This is a genomic window from Halosolutus sp. DAT137 (assembly GCF_059736405.1).
Genome location: NZ_JCAQID010000011.1, coordinates 93,886 through 112,608 on the forward strand (window position 1 = coordinate 93,886; position 18,723 = coordinate 112,608).

The window sequence follows — 18,723 nt, forward strand, 5'->3', positions numbered from 1 at the left end:
TTAGTTTTTGTTACACGCTAGAAAAGAACCGGCCGTGAAACCCGAACGGGATGGCATGCGGCAGCGGCGCACGCGCTTTCTCGACAAGTGTTTCCGCATCAAACACGAGCAATATGGACCGCTCCCGTCGGGTATCTAGCGCTGGTGCGATCACGACGCCGTCGTCCTCCGCCGACGTGCCCGGGCGTTGAACCATCCGCGGCTCTTCGACGTAGACGCCGCGTTCCCACCACTCCGTTGCGGTGCCGCGCCCGACGTCGAGTTTGACCAGCCCGTTTGCTCCCCGCCTGTCGGTTGCCTGCGCGTACGCGTATCGATACCGGCGGCCCCGGACCCGTTCTGGCACAGTCGGCAACTCCAACCCGCCGTCGTATCGCTCGGCGCTTCGAACTCGTTCGTCACCAGGAGAGAATCGGCATCTGACGAACCGTCCGTCCGGAGCCGCGGCGAAGGCATCTTCCGAGAGGGCGTCGAAGGTGAGCGCTCGGACGATCTCGTCATCTTCGAATGCAACGAGATCGACTACCAGTTCGCCGTCGTCCTCGTAGGCGTTGACGTGGTGAAACGTAAAGAACGGCGACGTTTCGGGCGTTGCAACGACCGTCTCCGCGTCGCGGTCGACGACGATGAACCGGCTTGCGGCCCCCTCATCGTACTCGAGGAGATCGAGAAATCCTTCGTTCCACGGCATCAGTGCCTTCGCGACTGCAATCCGAAGCGGCGTTTCCACGATGACAACGTAGGAGTCGGTGACCGAACAGTCGTGAACGTATCCGGGCCCGGCGGCCGGAACGGTAGCGATGTGCTTTCGATCGGCACGCCCCCAGGGAATCCGATAGAAGTGATACTTCGGCGTGAGACCGAGCTCCGTGCTGTAGCCGATCGTTTCCTTGCGGTTCGGATCGACTCGGAGGTGAGCCGTTGCCAGATGCTCCGGGATGTCGTCGCGCCACCGGAACTCGCCGACAGTCTCGAGCGTCGCTGGATCGAACGCGATCCGTCGCGGTGCCTCGGTGAGCGCGACGAAGTACTCGCCAATCCGGGCGACGTGGACGTTTGCGTTGTCCGTGGGTTCGGGCGGTCCGAGCGACCGAAGCCATCGTAACGTCCGGCGGAGCGAGTTTCCTCCGGTTGCGAACTCCGACGTACCGTGTCCGGCGTCAGCGGCCGCACGCGCGTCGGTCCGCAAAAATCGGTTCGTATACCTAACGGCTCCGTCCTCGAACCCATAGCGACGGAGCATCGCAAGCCCGTCGAACCAGTGGGTCGCACGCTCGCCGCCGAACTCGAACCGTCCCGGTCCGTTCCGGATTACCGCCCCGGAAAGCCACGCCGGGACGGTTCCCTCGACTGGGAGCCGGCGGTCGGCGTACTCTGTCTCGACCGTTCGAAACCCGAGTTCGTAGGCGCGATCAGTTCCGGTCGACATACCGTTAGATTGGGCGGAGAACCAATCAATCCGCGGATAACGGATACGAACGCCGCGGACACGAGTTACAGCGACGCGATCGGTGACCCTCTGACCGATGATTCGGTCAAATTCAAGCATCGCTGAGAATCTGGCCAGGCAATTCGAACCGACACGTTGCCGGACACCGAACAGTTGAGGCCGTGGGCCGCTAATTACGATCGATACCTGTGTCGAACACTGACCGGAAGCACGAACTCGTCGTCTGGGGTGCAACCGGCGTCGCTGGCCGCCTCGTCTCCGAGTACCTCACTGAACAGTACACACCGGAGACACTCTCGCTCGCGATCGGTGGACGCAACGAGACCCGACTCCGCGAATTGGAATCGACACTCGTACAGCGGCGCGCTGAGTGGGAGAACATCCCGATCGTAATCGGTGATGCGACCGAACCCGATAGCCTGCACACGATCGCCGAAAGCACCCGTGTCATTTGCACGACTGTCGGTCCGTACACGAGATACGGAACGCCCCTTGTCGAAGCATGCATCGCGGCCGGAACGGACTACTGCGACCTGACTGGAGAGGTAAACTGGGTGCGGGAGATGATCGATCGATACCACGACGACGCGATCGATGCGGGCACTCGTATCGTCCACAGTTGCGGCTTCGATTCGATCCCCGCGGATCTCGGCACGAAGCTCGTGCAGTCGTTTGCCATCGACGAGTTCGGTACACCGTGTGACCTGGTTCGAGTCTATCTGGAAGACGGCCGCGGAGGGGTGAGTGGTGGGACGTTGGCCAGCATAATCGAAGTGTTTCAGGCTGCGTCTACCGACCCAATAGCCCGGCAGACCCTTCGAAATCCGTACTCATTGGCACCGCCCGGCGAGCGTCACGGCGTCGACCGCGGCGCACAGCCCGTCCCGAGAAAAGACCCACTGCGGGGGGAGTGGACGGCTCCGTCACCGATGGCGATCGTGAACGAGCGAGTTATTCGAAGAAGCAACGCCTTGCTCGGGTATCCGTGGGGCCGCGAATTCGAGTGCACGGAGGTCGTCCCCACCGGACCGGGTCTCATCGGTATGATGGGTGCAGGCGCCGTCTCAGCCGGACTCGGGCTAGCTACTGCAGGAATGGCCTTCGGTCCGACGCGGGAAGGGCTCCGTCGGTTCGTGTTCCCCGATCCGGGTGAGGGACCGACGAGAGAAGCGATCGAAAACGGGTATTTCACGATCCGCGTACTCGGCCGCGGGACCGCCACCGATGGCCCGTTCGTAGTGGAGAGTCGAATCAGCGCCGACCAGGACCCAGGGTACGGCGCGACCGCGAAGATGCTCAGCGAAGCTTCGATGTGTCTCGTGCGCGACCAGATCGATTCACCACTCGAGGGCGGCATCCTCACACCGGCATCAGGCATCGGTGATCCGCTTGCTGACAGGCTTCGTCAGGCAGGACTGGTTGTGGAAGTTGGCGAGTGGGACCGTCGCGCCGCCTAAATCAGAGCGAGCCGTATCAACGACGCCAACCCACCATCAGCAGTGAATATCTGCTCATCACGACACACAGACTTATTGTACGATAACGTAACCTCTGTCCTGTGTCAATTAACCGATCGAAACCGATCGATCGACTCTACAGGGAGGTGGCAGGGTACGATCTCGTCGTCGTTCCAGACGCACCGTTAGCGAGTGCGCTCAATCGCCGGCTCGAGCGTTCTCACTTTGGCCCGTTCGCAATCACACCACGTCGACTCGCCGCACGTCGTCGAGAAACGGCAGAAGACCGACTCGCCTTTCTCGAGGTAATCGAGCAAACGACGCTCAGCTGGAAGCACGCATCCGAGGCGATCGGAAACGTGTTGCAGTGCTGGGAGTACGAGGGACGTCCGGACGCCGTTCTCGAGTATGATGGGTTCGATACACCAGTGACACGGTCCGTCGTGAACTGTATTGCACCGCTAGAGACGACATCGCGAAAACTCACCGACTATCGGATCGCCCGCGAGGACGACGAGTCGGTCGCCGTCATTGGCGAGCGACAACTGACGAATCTCGAGCGATCGATTCTCCCCGAAGAGTACGACACAGTCGATCGGTTCTGTAGTGACGGGTTCGACCTTCCACCGGTTCGAATCTTCGACTCTCCTGGGGCGATCGTCGACGCAGTGCTCGATACGGTTACACCGGGGAACGCCGAGGATATTGCGATCGTTCTCGATGCGAGTAGCGAGTATTCACCCCTCGTCGAATCAGCGTTCGAAGCTGCGGATATCCCGTATTATGGCGGGCCAGCGTTCATCGACGAACGGGACCATCGGGGCTTCATTCAGCTCCTCCGATGTACTGTTGCGGGGTCAGATACCCGCGTCGGGACCGTGAAACCACTCCTCACGTGCCTGGGTGCAACAGTCGCTATCGATCACGACGAAAAGCGTCTCTTCGAGGTCGAAGATCCCGAACTCGACTGGCTCTGTGACTTCTGTGATCGAGCGTCGACGCTGACGATCGGGGATGCGCTGGATGCATACGAAGAGCGAGCACAGTGCTCGCTCGAGACGTTCCGTGACGAACTCGAGTTGATCGGACTTCTCGACGAGCCGATCACCGAGGGCGTCATCGATCGACTCACGTTCTACCTCGAGACCTACGACGTCCCGATCGATCGGGAGAACGAGGGGGTCCTGCTCGCAGATGCGAAATCGGCCTCGTTCGTCGATCGGCCGGTGATTTTCTACCTCGGACTCGACGAAGGCTGGACGCACGACTCACCACAGCGGCCCTGGGTCGATCAGGACGACGCGTTCGACCGGAACAGAGACCAGTTCCAGTCACTTCTCCAGAGCGGCGGCGAACAGTACTACCTCGTCCAAGACACTGCTGGTGGAACAGCCGTTACACCCTGTTTGTACTTCGAGGATCTCCTCGAGAGAGAAGTCGAGCGATTCAGTGATCTGGAGTCGATTCGATACTCACGGACGTTCCGATCGACCGGCGATGGATTCGAGGCGGAACCGATCGGTATCGACGCTAAACAGGAAACGACGGTGAGCCAGTCGAGTCTCAACTCGTATGCAAACAGCCCACGAGATTATTTCTTTGGACGGCTGGTAGACAACCCCGAGAAGGATTACTTCGTCGAAGGGAATCTGTTCCACGACTTCGCGGAGTTCGTCGTCAACCATCCAGCGTTCGTCGACGAGGACGTTATCGAGGACGTCGTCGACGTTATGCTCGAAGAAACGCGACCGTTCCATCGCACCGTCGATCGTCCCATACGCAAAACGACGTACCGTGTCGGACTCGAGACGATTGTCGAGTATCTCGAAGAGAATGCGCCCTCGGAGACCGACTTTCTTACGCCCGCGAGTGGCTGGAGTGACAATTTCTTCGAGGACTATTTCGATCGACCAGTCGACTCTCCAGCGACTGAGCGCTGGTTCGATGACGAGGCTCTCGGCGTCAAGGGGAAAATCGACCTCGTGCAGTCACCGACACAGCTCGTCGATTTCAAAAGCGGACGCAAGAAGTCGTCTACACAGATCACGAAACACGCAGCGATCGATCCACCCAGCGATCAACCGAACTTCCAGGCGTTGTTGTATCTAACCTACTATCGAAGTCAGCAGCCGGACGAACGTCTCGAGTTCACCTTCTTCCATTTCCTCGAGACCCTCGACGATGTTGTTACTGGGAACGGAACGCTCGACGATTGCCTGACCACGGTTACGTACCATCCGATCGCGTTCGACGAATTCGTTGGGTCACGGGACATCTTCGACGAACTCTGTGAAGACGCGGCGAACGATTGCAACAAGACGTTCTCCAAGACGAGCTACGAGGAGTATCACGCTGTTCTTGACGCTCACGAGGTTCCGAGAACGCGAGATGCAGACGAAATGGCTGAGTCTTCGTTCGGGGACGCACTCCGTGAACGAATGGTCGCAGACGTTGGGGACTACAAGTACGTCACGAACGGCTGTATGCAGGCGTTCAGACACCTATGTGGCTACCGGAAAGACGGGTTCTTCGTCGAGGACCTCGACGAGTTCGAGCGCTTTCTCGACGAGCAACTCGAGGAACTGAACCGATACCGGCGTGGTGAAGACCGCTTCCCCGTCGAGGGACGAGCCGGTGAGCCGAACTACCGGTACGTGAACAACCGTGACATGATTCTAACCGAAAGGCGTGCAGTCGACAAACAGGAAGACACCACGGAGGTGAGCCGATGACATCGCCGAATTCGAAACAGCGAGAACTCATCGACGGCACCGACGGGCTATACCTCGTCGATGCTGGCGCTGGAACCGGAAAAACGTTCACCGTCACGCGTCGCTACGCCGAAATCGTCGCCCAAGACGACATCGAGCCGGACGACGTCCTTCTGATCACGTTCACCCGGAACGCAGCGACGGAAATGAAAGACCGCATCGTCGCCAACTGTGAGTACAGCATGCGAGCGCTGAAGGACGCACCAATTCAGACGTTCCACAGCCTCTGTAACGATATCCTCGAGGAACATGGCTTCGATGCGCCGACTCACCTGGGTATCGACGATGCGATCACCGGCTCGACACAGATCCTCGAAAACGAGACGATCGAGCGCGAGTACTTCCGGGAATTTATCGCCCAGTTCAGCGATGCGCATTCGGAATACGACGACCTGTTCAGGTGTGTTTCGGATCCGGCCGAACTGCTCGATCTCATCAAGAATCTCGCATCGAAAGGCGTCTTTCCGACTGCCGATGGCTGGTATCGCGATTGTGAACGATATCTCGAAGGCGACTTTGCTGCGTTCAAAGCGGTGTTTGACGAGCTGAATCAGCCTCGAAACGGCGGCAGTAAACAGTCGAAGCTGCGATCGAAACTCGGACGATACGGCAAAAATAAGTGTTATCTTCCGGCGGCCCCCGATCGATCGGCGGTGCGAGGAGACCGTGGCACGAAGGCAGTTCCTGCAGAGGTAGCCGAACGCGTATTCGATGAAGATCGCGAGCACCTCATCGAATTCGTCCACGACGTCTACATCGAGTACCTCGAGTTTGCACTTCGGCGAAACTATCTGAACTTCTCGTTTCTCCAGTTGTTCGCGTTCGTCCTTCTCTGTGAGGACGACGAACTCCGACAGTCACTGGCGTTCGAGTACGTGACGATCGACGAGTTCCAGGACTCGAGTGAGATCCAGTTCAAACTCGCGCTGTTGCTCGCTGGAACGGACAATATCTGTGTCGTCGGGGACTGGAAACAGAGCATCTACTCGTTCCAGTATGCAGCCATCGAGAACATCACCGAATTCGAATCGCGTCTCGAACGGTTCGCAGCCGAATTGAACGACGATGCAGAACGCGTTGGATTCCCGGTCTCCCCCGTCAGAACGATCGAACTCGAGCAAAACTATCGATCGACCCAGGAGATTCTCGATTTCGCCGAACATGCACTCGTGACGCCGGCGAGTAGCCGCGAATCGATCGATCGAGAGTCGATTCTCGATCGAATCGTCTCGCTGTTTTCGAACACCGAGCACGAACACTCACGAATCGAAGCGTTCCAGCACGACAACGAACACGAGGCAATCCTGACGAAAGCCCAGTCGATCGTCGGCAACGATGACTACCTGGTCGAAGACGATGGTGAACTCCGCACGCCGGAGTACGGCGATATCGCGGTGTTGACCCGAACACGTGATTTCGGTCGAAACTTGCTTTCTGTTGTCGAAGAATACGATCTGCCGATGGCCTACGAGGGTGGCATCGAACTCTTCCGTACTGATCAGGCGAAACTCCTGCTCGCCTGGCTTCGTATCCTCGAAACCGATGCGGACAGAGGCTGGGCGGTTGTTCTCGAACGTGCTGGCTATACGCTCGACGAAATTGCGCACATCCTCGAGAACGACGCATATCCCGACAACATCGCTATATTCCGGACAGAGCTTTCGGAACTCGAAACGACGAACGCCATCGCACGGCGCGTATTCGATCGCTACGGGTACGACGGCTCGACAGCAGACGTCATTCTCACGACGATCCAGTCGGTTCACAGCGCGACGACGATGACGCTCGGTGATCTGATTCGCGTCATCGAACAGGGGATCGAGTCCGGATACACCCAGGAGGTGAACACTGCTGCTGGAACTAACGCGGTCACCGTCCAGACGATCCACTCGGTGAAAGGCCTCGAGCACCCGATCGTGATTCTCGGGAATATGAACAGCGGGAAGTTCCCTCCCGCAGGAGGCCGTGGAGGGACGATTACGTACTCCGAACTCACAGGAGTTCGTCAGCGAACGTGCTACGCAGCGGTACACGGTGACCCCCATCTCTACGACAACTGGCGATGTGATGTCCTGAGACGGTGTCAACCGACTGGGTCCGACGAAGAGCGTAGATTGCTCTACGTCGCGATGACACGAGCGAAAGATCACCTGCTGTTTTCGGCGGGAGAGGAACCGAATGCGTTCATCGAGGAGTTACCCGTCGAGCTGGAATCGATCGAGCCAGCAGTTGAGCCAGATCGTGCCAGCGATACCGTCCAGTCTCAACTCTCCGTGTCGATTCCACAGCCGGACGGACCTGACGGCTACTCACCGCACTCACTGATGAGTGACGACGTCTACGAGGACGTAGCTGATGGCAGGGGAATGGATTTCGGTTCGTCAGTCCACGAGTTCGCCGAGCGGTACGCCCTCGGAGAGGACGTGACTCCCCGAACTGACGAGCCGGACGAACGGAACCTCAAAGCACTTCTCGATTCCCTCGAAGGGACCGTCAGAGTTGAAGAACAGGCCTATCTCTCACTTGCAGTCGACGGTGATCGAGTAACGATCGCAGGCGTTGTCGACCTCGTCCATGTGACGCCCGATCGTGTCGAGATCATCGACTACAAAACCGACCGTGGACGGCACGCAGAATCGGAGTATCGAACACAGCTCAGCGTGTACTATCATGCGCTCGACGACTGGTTTGCCGATCGAACTGTGAGTGCCTCGATATACTATACAGTGACAGACGATCGAGTCGAGATCGAACCGATCTCACGGAAGAAGCTTTCCACGTTACTGAAAAGGCAGGGAGAGTAATCCGGTAGACTGGTTCAGAGTCGACCCAAACACCACCCAGTTACCGTTCTTGAACTAATTCAGCAGTGGCTTTGGGTAGTTACCCCACCCGTCTCAATAGTCGAGGCCATGGGGTAACCCTGTGGCTCGCCCGGAAAAGCTCCGCTCTTTTCGAGACTGGACTGTGACAGCAGACGCCGCAAGTCGTTTTTTGTGCGCCGACAGGCGTGAGGCGCAACCAGTGTGTCTCGAGGTTACTGATGAGTACAGATCATCCACCTCAGAGCGAGCCGCAGCGAGAACACCGAACCAAACAGAAGCACACGATCGATCGAGATCGCAGCTATTCAGGTGACATCGCCAACCTGAACGGACACGAACTCGTCGCGATCGACGAGTGGCTGCCAGGGAAAGCCCCAACACCATACGAGATCGATCTCACCGGCAGCTACGAGTACCGCACCCGGTACTGGCGCTGCAGGAAATGCGGACAAGAACGCAACGGTCGAGCCGAGTTCGCCACTCCCTGTGATGATCCACAGCCGCCCACTGCACTCGAGGCAGGCGGGTACTCGATCGACGAGCCACGAACCCGTCGTGCACTCACCGAAGAGATGGAGGTGACGTTCGTCGAGAGAGGACCAATCTACGACGTCCTCAGCCAGAGTGGTGCAACGTACCTAGTCGATGTCGAAGAGGAGGCGTGTACCTGCCCTGATTTCGAGAAGCGCCAGCCAGACGGTGGTTGCAAGCATCTCCGGCGTACTGACCTCGGAATTCGAACTGGATTCGTTCCCGCACCAGATGGGACCTTCGTTCAATGACAGAAGCAGGGTGTCACAGAACAGTTCGCATACCGCCCCGTGGCTACCTGACAAACGGCAAGTACAGAGTACCTACCTTCCGCTGGCTCGTTCACCGGCGTTTTGGATTTTACCGTAGGCAGGTGCAAGCACATAATCCGCTACACCGAGCACGACGATCAATCCCGCCAGTCGGAGTCCGCTGAAGCCGGCGTCGGTCCATATCTCCATGAGAGCGACCAGTCCAGCCACCCCGATTCCGAGCCCGATCCCGACAGTCAACTCGCTTCGATATTCGCCCCACCAGACGATGATACCAGCACCCAGCAGCACGATACCACTCACAACCGCATCAACACCGAATGACAGCCCACCGAAGGCGAGCCCACCCAGTATCAGGCCGATCCCAACCCGTCGAAGTTGTTCGACTGGATCGAGTTCTTGTTCACTCATTGCAGAAATTTCAGCGGGAGATCACAAAGCATTACTGGAATTATAGAACTCTTTGCGGTCAATACGCAGGTATAGTGAACGGGTAGTTCAGTCCGAACCGGGTGAAAAATGCCATGCGAGTCGTTGGCTCTGTTGAAACCCTCAATGGCTGATAGGATTCGGGTGCTGAATATAGAGGATGTATACAGCAAATCAAGCCTGTTTCTACCAATAGAGTAGTGCTATTTCAGTTGAACAATAGACTTGTGAACAGTGTATTGGCATCGGTCCAGAGAAATCCTGTTTGGTCGCTCGCGGACATGAGTTAGTGTGAGCTGAGAACTACGGGTTCGAGAGGGTTTTACCTATACCGACGTAACCCGCGTATGGCCATTGAAGCATCGTTCATTGCCGCGTCAGACGATTTCCCGCTCTCTGAAATATTCTCAATATTCCCCAACGGGAAAATCGAGTTAGATGGCACTGTCTAGTTTAGCACCTCCGCTGGCGTCTGTCCGTTGAGTGACTGGTGTGGTCGCTGTGTGTTGTAGTAGTGTACGAACTGTTCAAGCCATTCTCTGACGCTCGCCCGACTGCCGACCCACGAATTATGGAAGTGGTCGATCCGCATTTTGAGCGTGTGAAACCACTTTTCGATGTGGTTTCGATCAACGTAATCGAGGTGACCGCTCAATCCCAATCGGGAGAGGGCAGTCAGATAGCCAGCACCATCGACGAGAAACTCAGCGTCGGAGAGATCGTGTTTCTCGGTGAGTCCATGCAGAAACGCAGCAGCTGGATCGGTCCCTCGCCGTCCAAAGAGAGCGACGTCGAGAATGAGTTTCGTGTCGGGGTCTATTGCAGCGTACATCCAAGATCGGTCGCCGTTAATCCTGACAACGGTTTCATCTACCGCGACCCGCGACGGCGAAGCCGTCGGCGGGTCTGGCACGCTGTCAGCCAGCCGATGTACCCAGTGCCAGATTGCTTGATGAGAGCGTTCAACGCCGAGTGAGCGAAGAATCGCTTGTATCTCTCGAAGCGAACAACCAGTCGCGTGGAGCTGGACAGCGAACACCCTGACGGGCGTCGCCGTCCGCTCACGCTCCCAACATTCATCAAATTCCGCCGCGTACCTCTCGCTGAGCAGGTCTGCGAGCATTGATCCAAACTAACTCTACGACCTGCTCGTTCCTCAAACTGCGCTAACTAGACGGTGCCGGGGTCGTTTTCTTTACGTTCATCCGACACCAGACCCTCCACAAACACGGTGTCTTCGGGTGGCCGGTTCAGAGAGAACCAGCTGCGAAGTTGTATAACACTCGCGGTGAGTAACCGACGGGACGATAGTTCAGCGCGGCGGTTAAGACGGTTATATCGGCCTCGCTATCGAGAATTGCGGTAGGCGATTGTATGGTTGAAGAGCTACGAGTGCAGGAATTGACAGCGCGCGACGCGGGAAAAGGAATCGTCCGATTGAGCCGAACCGTCATGAAGACACTTGAGCTTACTGCGGGCGATATCGTACAGATCACCGGTCGACGGCGGACGGTCGCAAAGGCGGTCCTTGGCTATGCGGACGACCCGGACGATGTCATCCGGATGGATGGGAACCTGCGCGCAAACGCGAACGTCGGAATCAACGATCGTGTCGAGGTAGTGAAAGCGGACGCGAACCCTGCGAAGTCGATCACGGTCGCACTGCCACAATACGTGATGCTCCGCGGCGCGGAACCGTTCCTCAAGCGCCATCTCGTCGATCGCCCCCTCGTGAGGGGAGATTCCGTCCACATGCACCTCTTAGGTCAACCGATTGTTTTTCTCGTCACACGAACAGCCCCATCGGGTCCGGTCACGATCACGGACCGAACGACGGTCACCATCCGCGACGCGCCAATCACTGAGGAGGACCTCCGCGGCGAGCGGACCGAAATCCCGGATGTGACCTACGAGGATATCGGCGGCTTAGAGCGCGAACTGGAACAGATCCGCGAGATGATCGAACTGCCAATGCGCCATCCCGAACTGTTCCGGCGCCTCGGCATCGCTCCGCCGAAAGGGGTCTTGCTATATGGTCCGCCGGGAACCGGAAAGACGCTACTGTCGAAGGCGGTCGCGAACGAAATCGATGCCCACTTCGAGACAATCTCCGGGCCGGAGATCATGTCGAAGTACTATGGTGAGAGCGAACAACACCTCCGCGATATCTTCGACAACGCTCAGGAGAACGCTCCCGCGATCATCTTCATCGACGAGATCGACTCCATCGCACCCAGTCGAGACACAGTGACGGGCGACGTCGAACGCAGAGTGGTCGCGCAACTGCTCAGTCTCATGGATGGCTTGAACGAGCGCGGCGACGTGGTTGTGATCGCGGCGACTAACCGTGTCGACGCTATCGATTCCGCACTCCGTCGGGGCGGTCGGTTTGACCGTGAGATAGAGATCGGAACCCCCTCGCGGGACGGCCGGATTGAGATCCTTCAGATTCACACCCGGGGGATGCCCCTCGCCGAGGACGTGGCCCTTGAGGACTTCGCCGACAGAACGTATGGATTCACGGGTGCCGATCTCGCGTCACTGACCAAAGAAGCCGCCATGCATGCTCTCCGCCGGGTGCAGGTCGACATCGATCTCGACGTCGAGGTCATCTCATCCGAGGTTCTCGATCGGATCTCGGTCACGGGGGACGATTTTGAACGGGCGCTCCGATACGTCGAGCCCAGTGCGATGCGAGAGGTCTTCGTAGAAATCCCAGACGTCACCTACGACAACGTGGGCGGCCTCGAACCGGTGAAACACGAGCTAGTACGAGCCGTCGAGTGGCCGCTCGCGTACCCGCAGCTGTTCGAGACGCTGCACACCCGCCCGCCGCGTGGCGTCCTCCTGTACGGCCCACCGGGAACCGGAAAGACGCTGCTCGCCCGGGCGGTCGCCAACGCGAGCCAGGTCAATTTCATCTCAGTAAAGGGGCCGGAACTCCTCGACAAGTTCGTTGGTGAAAGCGAACGCGCTGTCAGGGACGTGTTCCAGCGGGCACGACAGAACGCGCCGACGATTGTATTCTTGGATGAGATCGACGCGATCGCGCCGGAGCGGGGTGAGTCGTTTGACTCACGCGTCACCGAACGTGTCGTCTCACAACTTCTAACGGAACTCGACGGCGTCGAGGACCTACAAGGCGTGTTCGTCCTCGGGGCGACTAATCGCCCAGATATCGTCGACCGCGCGCTGTTGCGCCCGGGTCGTCTCGAAAAAAACATCTATGTTCCGACGCCGGACCGTAGCGCCCGACGCGAGATTTTTCGCATTCACACCAATGGCGTCCCGCTCGCCAATGATGTCAACCTCGACGAACTGGCTGACGAGACCGACGGATACACCGGCAGCGACATCGAGGCGATCATTCGCGAGGCGAGCATACTCGCCATGGACGAGGTGGTTGCAACGCTCGAGACCGACACAGCTGACGACATTTCGGCCGCCGCTGACGACGTGACCGTAACTCGCGCGCACCTCGACCGCGCGCTGAACAGGATCACTCGGTCAGTCTCTGACGACGCGCAGGAGTTTTACGACTCCTTGGTCGATCGCCTCGGCGGCGATACAACCAGCGATGCCGACGACTCGATGCTCGGCTTCCAGTAACGGTTTCGGGTACCGACCGTCGCGCTCCGGCCAGATATCAGCCTAATGCTGTCGGATATCGAGCGCCACCCAGCACGCGTCGTACCGGCCTCGTTGGTTGTCGTCCCCGCGTTTCTGCCAGTTGAACTCGAGGACAATTGTCGTAGTCAGTCACAGCTCGTTTTTCGTGAGGGACGACCAGGTCTTTCCGTCGGGATTAGGGTATCGGATCAGTCGTCAGGACGGGTCGCTTCTGGATACTCTCGGGTGATCACCTCGACGACGACCTTCGTGATCCCGAGGAGGATGGGGCCGATGAACAGTCCGACAGGCCCCAACAGGACAATCCCACCGAAGATGCCGACGATCACGAGCGCAGGGTTCAGCTCCGAGCCATGCTGGACGACGAGCGGTCTGAGGAGATTGTCGATCGTGCTGACGACGAGTGCCCCATAGAGCAGGAGGCCGACGCCGGCGACGGGACGGCCGGTCGCGAGCAGGTAGAGCCCGCTGGGCAGCCAAATGATCGTCGCGCCGACCGCGGGGATGAGCGATGCAACGAAGGTGACGACGATCCAGAAGACGACGCCCGAGATGCCGATGATCAGGAAGGCCAGCCCAATGAGCAGCGACTGAGCGACCGCGACGACTGCCGCGCCGGCGAGAACGGACCAGAGCAGGCGATCGATTTCGCTGAGTAGTTCCTCGAGGATCCGCGTTTCAAGCGGGAGTACGGTCCGGAGCCACGTCGCGACGCGGTCGCCGTCTTTGAGCAGGTAGAACAGCACGAACGCAAGGACAATGAGTCCGATGACCAGTTCCGGAATTCCGCCGACAATGCTGAGGACGTTTCCCGCGAGGCCTCGGCCACCGGTCGTTCCGGCCGCAGAGAACGACTCTTTGAGCGAGGCGAAGTCGACGGCGAGCCCGGTTCGGCGCTGGATCGCGTCGTCGAGTTGACCGATGTCTCCCGGATCGAACTGGCCAGCCAGGTCGCGCGCCTGCACCGCCGCGACGCCGAGCAGGAGCGCGATGGGTGCCAGCACCACCAGAATCCCGACGAGCATCGTCGCCGCTGCAGAAAGGCCAGAGCTGAGATGACTTGAGAAACGGGCCTCGATCGGCCGGAGGATGTACGCTAGCAGGACGGCTGCTAAGATCCACTGGATGAACGGGAGAACGAGCAGCGCGGTAACCACGAAGAGGGTCACGGCCAGCAGACTCAGAAAGAACGCGGACCGATCGGAATCCCACCAACGGGGCGTCATGGGTCGATACGGACCCGAGGCAGGAACGTGATCCTTGGTGTGGCAGTCGCAGGGGCACGATTCGAATCAGACCGCCGTCAGTCTCTGGATATCGGTGTTTCGGACGTTCGCGGAAACCACTGAAAGAGATCCGAAACGTGATAGACGAACGCGTTGTTCGTGAATTCAACGCGAGGCGGAGGCCGCCAAAGAGTGAAAGTGGAATTCCGTGGCTCCACTCCAGATTCCCAGGATTTCGTCGAGAAATCCGGGTCACCATCAAAATGCAACGATGCACCGACCACCATTCTGGCGCTCCGTTGGTGTAGTGAGCAAACTCGAACTCAAATCATGGGATCGAAATTGTCCGCGTTGCCCATGCAAGGAGACGGTTGATTGTAGCGACCGCCTATCTACCGCATGGAAGCTGTATCGACAACCAAGTCAGTAGTCAGCCGGGCTCGAGACGAACAAATCAGCCTTCTCGCGGCGAGCATTGCCTACTACGCGTTCTTCTCGATTATTCCGCTCTTGCTACTTGTTTTGGCACTCGGGTCGTTCCTCGGCGGGCAGGCGTTTGCCGATCGGATTGTTGGACTCATCGGAACGCAGTTGTCATCGCAAGGGCAGACGGTGGTTGAACAGGCACTTACCAGTTCCGCTGGTCGAGGCGGCGCATCAGTAGTCGGCATTATCGGCCTACTTTGGGGTGGCCTCAAAGTATTTCGGACGGTCGATGTCGCCTTCGACCAGGTGTATGAGATAGGCGAGGATTCCTCATTACTGCGTCAGGCTGTCGACGGGGTAATCGTTCTCGGGTTGGTCGGCCTCGCGGTGGGTATCATGATCGGTCTCGGAACGGTGATCCGACGGGCCGGACTGCTCGGACTCCCCGGAATCGATCTCTTAGGGTGGATTGGTCTGATCGTCGGACTGTTCGTGGTGTTTCTGCCGCTGTTCTACGTGATGCCACCGGTCGCAGTGAGTCTGCGAGAGGTCGTCCCCGGAACGCTGTTCACGGTCGTCGGCTGGGTCGTCCTCCAGGCAGGGTTCCAGCTGTACGCTACGAACGCAGGAGACTATCAAGCATACGGGTTGCTCGGAGCTGTGCTCCTGTTCCTCACATGGCTGTACTTTGCGGGCGTTCTCGTCCTCCTCGGCGCGACGATCAACGCCGTCCTCGCTGAACGGGGCTCCACAGACCGGTCTTCGAACCCCGAAGCGTCGATGACTCACAACAGTGAACAGCGGTCATAACGCTCGAATCGGCCGATAACAGCGTTGGTTACAGCGAATTTAACCGTATCATCTGGCATTCAGAATGAAATTGAGAGTCTCATTTCGTATCTGCTGCTCTTCGTCGCGATCGTCACCGATTCCGTCTATCGTATCGCCGCCGTTCGACCGCCCGGGCTCGCCGGTCGGTGTCCCACTCCTCGAAGAGGCCGTAGTCGGTCATCGTCTCCATGCCCGCGATCGCTGCGGTGAGTTTGATCCCGATGAGCGGAATTTCCGCGACGGAAACGATCACGTCCGCGCGGACGATTGCTCCGTCGCGGAGCAGGACGTCGAGAACGTCGACGAACGTATCCTCGTTTTTTTCCGGTTTCATGTCACGTATCTTTGTTTCCTAGTTCTGGCGCGAACGTATACGGTGGCCACGGCCCGCTGAACCGAACCTCGACTCCGGGTGTCGCCGCGATGTCGTCCAGTACCGAGCCGACCGCCGTCTCGTCGTCCTTGTGAGCGAGCAGCGTGAGCCGACAGAGCGTTTCACCGTCGTCGGCTACCTCCGAGACGAACCCTTCGACGGCGGCGGTCGGTGACCGGTCGAGCGCGTGTACCTCGCGGACGACGTCCGCGAGCCGCTCATGGAGATCGTCGGCGAGCGACTGCCGGCGTGCTCGTCGAAGGTCAGTCGTGCGCTGTTCGTACTGCTTCTCGAGGAGGAACTTTTGCCCTTCTCCGGCATCGGCGATCTTTTCGTCGAGTTCGCGCAATCGCTCATCCCGCTCGAGCAGCGTCTCCTCGTCGATCGGCTCGGTTTCGACGACTTCAACTCGGTACTCCCAGTGGTCCATTAGTTCCGTCAGCGCTCGCTCAAGCGTCGGAGACTCCTCACGAAGCCATTCGTGAACGTCGTCGTCATTGCCACGAAGGATTGTGTCGAACTGGAAGGGGATCGGCGTGCCGAAGGTGTCGCCGGCTTCGTCGACGACGGTCTGGTGTCGAACGAGCCATCGCCTGACCTCGGTGAGGTCGGCCGAGTCGTAGATTCCGTCGCAAGCATGGGCGACCGCACCGATACCGTCGGCATCGACGACCGAGACGGGTTCGTCGTCGACGCCACTCGTCTCGAAGTCGGGATCGTCACCGACCCGGACGACGCAGTAGAGGTACCGTCCCTCACCGATATCCGGTAACTCGGCCTCGTCCGGCTCATCGAGCACGTCGAGATCCTCGAGGCCGGATCCGGGACCGCCGGAGTCGGCGGTCATTTGTCCTCACCTCCGAGCACCGAGTAGCCGGGTTTTCGGTGTTTGGCCGGATCCGCATCCAGCCGTTCGATCGCGTCGGTAACGAGCCCGTCCAGGTCCCCTCGGAGGTCGTCGACGCTGTCTTCAATCCCCTCGTCGCGCTTGATCTGGTCGATCTCCGCCTCGATGGTCGCCAGCTGGCGACCGAGGCGATCGATCTCCTCGTCTGTGAGGTTGCCTGACTCCATCCGACGGATGGCCTCGCGCTCAAGGGTCTCGAGGAGGATTTCGACGATGCTAACGATGAGGGTCATGAGCCCGTCTCGCGCGTCGTCACCGGAGCCGATGTCGATCGCCGTCACGATCAGTCCTCCTTCGCTTTGGCTTCGGCCGTCTCCTTGTCCTCTTCGTCGGCTACATCCTCGTCGGTTTCGTCGTCCTCCGCCTCGGGATCCGGTGTGACGTTGACGCCGCGCGTCGGATCGATCACCGGATTCGGTCGGTCCATCTCCGCAATTTCGGGGTCTCCGACGGCCTTGGCAAGCCGTCGCATGTCCGTTCCCTCGGGGAACTCGAGGCCGTACTTTGCGGCCGTCTCGAACGAAGCGATGGCAGCTCGGATCTGGATACCGAGGAGCTGCGTGTCGCCGATCGAGACGGCGATGTCCGCGTTGATAACGATCCCTTTGTCGAGCAACATCTCGACGACCTCAGCGAGGTCGGCCTTCTGTCGACTGGGCTGGAAATCATGCGCCACGGCACTCACCTCGGTTCGTCTCACCGGTTTCTCGCTTCGGCCGAGTCGATCCCGGGATGCTTGCACTCGCCGTTCGGGCGGGCCCGATCAATGTGCTCGAAGCGGTCGTTACTTGATTCTGTCGCCGGTCGTGCGTGAAGTCGTTCATTGTTCTTTCTTTCGTCGTTCGCGTTCGACCTCGGGTTCGATCGTCACGGTGAGCACGCCGTTCTTGATCGTCGTGTCGACCGTCCTGTCGTGCCAGGGAACGTCAACCCGCTCGAGCTCGCTCCCGGAGACGGCGACGATGAGCGTCGAGTCATCGAACCCAACGGTGACGTCTTCCGGGTCGGCCCCGCCGACGTCAGCCGCGACTACCAGTTCGTCGTCGTAGACGTACGTCGCGGAGTGGTGCGCGTCCGACGGTGCCCGGCGATGTCGTTTCCGCGGCCGGTCGGCGACGCCGTCTGTCTCGCCGGACCGGATCGAATCGAATTCGGTGCCGATCGAACGATCGAGGCCAGTGTCGACGGAGACGTTGTAATCGACCGTCGTGCGACCGCCGTGTCGGCGTCCCGATAGCCGTTCGTCGTTCTGCTCGAGCGACTCGAGCGCCGACAGCAGCGCCGACAGCCAGTGTTCGTCCTCCGGTGCGTCCGATTGTTCGTTGTTATCGTTGTTCATTATCGTTTCACCCCTACGCGGCCGCTCGAGAACTGTTCGTGAACCTCGCGAGCGATCTCGATCTCTTCCTCAAGTTCTCCCTTCCGACGCCGATACTCCTCTTCGGGACGTCCGCTGAGTTCGTACAGCAGCTGGTTCTCTTTGGCCTGGTCCTCGGGAGCATCCGAGTCGTACAGTTCGTCGATTGCGAGTGAGTGGAGAGCGTCGACAATACCGACGAACGGTCGAAACAAGATGTCGTCGAGGACAAACATGG

15 protein-coding genes and 1 pseudogene are annotated in these 18,723 nt (G+C 59.0%); 6 read left to right on the forward strand and 10 right to left on the reverse strand.

What is annotated here, in order from left to right; all coding sequences use genetic code 11:
- Window positions 1-10 precede the first annotated feature (10 nt).
- Window positions 11-1,429, reverse strand: coding sequence for a carotenoid oxygenase family protein (locus AC6I6L_RS17605; protein ID WP_497919074.1), 1,419 nt, complete (start codon window positions 1,427-1,429; stop codon window positions 11-13).
- Between the two features lie 209 nt (window positions 1,430-1,638).
- Between AC6I6L_RS17605 and AC6I6L_RS17610 the strand changes: the two genes are divergently transcribed.
- The 4 genes from AC6I6L_RS17610 to AC6I6L_RS17625 all read left to right on the forward strand — a co-directional run bounded on the left by AC6I6L_RS17610 (window position 1,639) and on the right by AC6I6L_RS17625 (window position 9,285).
- Window positions 1,639-2,907: a saccharopine dehydrogenase family protein gene (locus AC6I6L_RS17610; RefSeq protein ID WP_497919075.1), complete on the forward strand. Its 1,269-nt coding sequence runs from the start codon at window positions 1,639-1,641 to the stop codon at window positions 2,905-2,907.
- 101 nt (window positions 2,908-3,008) lie between these two features.
- Window positions 3,009-5,639 (forward strand): PD-(D/E)XK nuclease family protein, encoded by a 2,631-nt coding sequence (locus AC6I6L_RS17615; protein WP_497919076.1) that lies wholly within the window; start codon window positions 3,009-3,011, stop codon window positions 5,637-5,639.
- Window positions 5,636-8,482, forward strand: a complete 2,847-nt coding sequence (locus tag AC6I6L_RS17620) for a UvrD-helicase domain-containing protein (protein ID WP_497919077.1) — start codon at window positions 5,636-5,638, stop codon at window positions 8,480-8,482. The genes AC6I6L_RS17615 and AC6I6L_RS17620 overlap by 4 nt, the downstream gene beginning before the upstream one ends.
- A 239-nt stretch (window positions 8,483-8,721) precedes the next feature.
- Complete coding sequence (locus AC6I6L_RS17625) at window positions 8,722-9,285, forward strand: hypothetical protein (protein ID WP_497919078.1); 564 nt, start codon at window positions 8,722-8,724, stop codon at window positions 9,283-9,285.
- A 72-nt stretch (window positions 9,286-9,357) separates the two neighbouring features.
- Here the strand turns inward: AC6I6L_RS17625 and AC6I6L_RS17630 are convergent, their stop codons facing one another.
- Window positions 9,358-9,717, reverse strand: a complete 360-nt coding sequence (locus tag AC6I6L_RS17630; RefSeq protein ID WP_497919079.1) for a hypothetical protein — start codon at window positions 9,715-9,717, stop codon at window positions 9,358-9,360.
- Between the two features lie 466 nt (window positions 9,718-10,183).
- On the reverse strand, window positions 10,184-10,858 hold the full coding sequence (locus tag AC6I6L_RS17635) for an IS6 family transposase (RefSeq protein WP_497919080.1): 675 nt from the start codon (window positions 10,856-10,858) through the stop codon (window positions 10,184-10,186).
- A 251-nt stretch (window positions 10,859-11,109) separates the two neighbouring features.
- Between AC6I6L_RS17635 and AC6I6L_RS17640 the strand changes: the two genes are divergently transcribed.
- Window positions 11,110-13,344: a CDC48 family AAA ATPase gene (locus AC6I6L_RS17640; protein WP_497919081.1), complete on the forward strand. Its 2,235-nt coding sequence runs from the start codon at window positions 11,110-11,112 to the stop codon at window positions 13,342-13,344.
- A gap of 209 nt (window positions 13,345-13,553) precedes the next feature.
- Here the strand turns inward: AC6I6L_RS17640 and AC6I6L_RS17645 are convergent, their stop codons facing one another.
- Window positions 13,554-14,591: an AI-2E family transporter gene (locus tag AC6I6L_RS17645; RefSeq protein ID WP_497919082.1), complete on the reverse strand. Its 1,038-nt coding sequence runs from the start codon at window positions 14,589-14,591 to the stop codon at window positions 13,554-13,556.
- A gap of 399 nt (window positions 14,592-14,990) precedes the next feature.
- Here AC6I6L_RS17645 and AC6I6L_RS17650 point away from each other — a divergent pair, with 399 nt between their 5' ends.
- On the forward strand, window positions 14,991-15,827 hold the full coding sequence (locus tag AC6I6L_RS17650) for a YihY/virulence factor BrkB family protein (RefSeq protein WP_497919083.1): 837 nt from the start codon (window positions 14,991-14,993) through the stop codon (window positions 15,825-15,827).
- Between the two features lie 112 nt (window positions 15,828-15,939).
- Here AC6I6L_RS17650 and gvpM read toward each other — a convergent pair whose 3' ends face one another.
- The 6 genes and pseudogenes from gvpM to gvpF all read right to left on the reverse strand — a co-directional run bounded on the left by gvpM (window position 15,940) and on the right by gvpF (window position 18,721).
- Window positions 15,940-16,182, reverse strand: coding sequence for a gas vesicle protein GvpM (gene gvpM / locus AC6I6L_RS17655; protein ID WP_497919084.1), 243 nt, complete (start codon window positions 16,180-16,182; stop codon window positions 15,940-15,942).
- Between the two features lies 1 nt (window position 16,183).
- Window positions 16,184-17,068: a gas vesicle protein GvpL gene (gene gvpL, locus AC6I6L_RS17660; RefSeq protein WP_497919085.1), complete on the reverse strand. Its 885-nt coding sequence runs from the start codon at window positions 17,066-17,068 to the stop codon at window positions 16,184-16,186.
- The gene (locus AC6I6L_RS17665; RefSeq protein WP_497919086.1) at window positions 17,065-17,409 is read right to left on the reverse strand and encodes a gas vesicle protein K; all 345 of its coding nucleotides are present in this window, start codon (window positions 17,407-17,409) and stop codon (window positions 17,065-17,067) included. The genes gvpL and AC6I6L_RS17665 overlap by 4 nt, the downstream gene beginning before the upstream one ends.
- Window positions 17,410-17,432: 23 nt before the next feature.
- Window positions 17,433-17,813: pseudogene (gene gvpJ / locus AC6I6L_RS17670) on the reverse strand (gas vesicle protein GvpJ); the annotation flags it as partial.
- A 135-nt stretch (window positions 17,814-17,948) separates the two neighbouring features.
- The gene (locus AC6I6L_RS17675) at window positions 17,949-18,467 is read right to left on the reverse strand and encodes an Hsp20/alpha crystallin family protein (protein ID WP_497919087.1); all 519 of its coding nucleotides are present in this window, start codon (window positions 18,465-18,467) and stop codon (window positions 17,949-17,951) included.
- Window positions 18,467-18,721, reverse strand: coding sequence for a gas vesicle protein GvpF (gene gvpF / locus AC6I6L_RS17680; protein WP_497919088.1), 255 nt, complete (start codon window positions 18,719-18,721; stop codon window positions 18,467-18,469). The genes AC6I6L_RS17675 and gvpF overlap by 1 nt, the downstream gene beginning before the upstream one ends.
- Window positions 18,722-18,723: the final 2 nt, after the last annotated feature.

Excerpts from the sequence above, each read along its gene's own strand:
- AC6I6L_RS17605 (WP_497919074.1), bottom strand. The coding sequence starts at position 1,429 with ATGTCGACCGGAACTGATCGCGCCTACGAACTCGGGTTTCGAACGGTC.
- AC6I6L_RS17620 (WP_497919077.1), top strand. The coding sequence starts at position 5,636 with ATGACATCGCCGAATTCGAAACAGCGAGAACTCATCGACGGCACCGAC.
- AC6I6L_RS17625 (WP_497919078.1), top strand. The coding sequence starts at position 8,722 with ATGAGTACAGATCATCCACCTCAGAGCGAGCCGCAGCGAGAACACCGA.
- AC6I6L_RS17630 (WP_497919079.1), bottom strand. The coding sequence starts at position 9,717 with ATGAGTGAACAAGAACTCGATCCAGTCGAACAACTTCGACGGGTTGGG.
- AC6I6L_RS17635 (WP_497919080.1), bottom strand. The coding sequence starts at position 10,858 with ATGCTCGCAGACCTGCTCAGCGAGAGGTACGCGGCGGAATTTGATGAA.
- AC6I6L_RS17640 (WP_497919081.1), top strand. The coding sequence starts at position 11,110 with ATGGTTGAAGAGCTACGAGTGCAGGAATTGACAGCGCGCGACGCGGGA.
- AC6I6L_RS17645 (WP_497919082.1), bottom strand. The coding sequence starts at position 14,591 with ATGACGCCCCGTTGGTGGGATTCCGATCGGTCCGCGTTCTTTCTGAGT.
- AC6I6L_RS17650 (WP_497919083.1), top strand. The coding sequence starts at position 14,991 with ATGGAAGCTGTATCGACAACCAAGTCAGTAGTCAGCCGGGCTCGAGAC.
- gvpM (WP_497919084.1), bottom strand. The coding sequence starts at position 16,182 with ATGAAACCGGAAAAAAACGAGGATACGTTCGTCGACGTTCTCGACGTC.
- gvpL (WP_497919085.1), bottom strand. The coding sequence starts at position 17,068 with ATGACCGCCGACTCCGGCGGTCCCGGATCCGGCCTCGAGGATCTCGAC.
- AC6I6L_RS17675 (WP_497919087.1), bottom strand. The coding sequence starts at position 18,467 with ATGAACAACGATAACAACGAACAATCGGACGCACCGGAGGACGAACAC.
- gvpF (WP_497919088.1), bottom strand. The coding sequence starts at position 18,721 with ATGTTTGTCCTCGACGACATCTTGTTTCGACCGTTCGTCGGTATTGTC.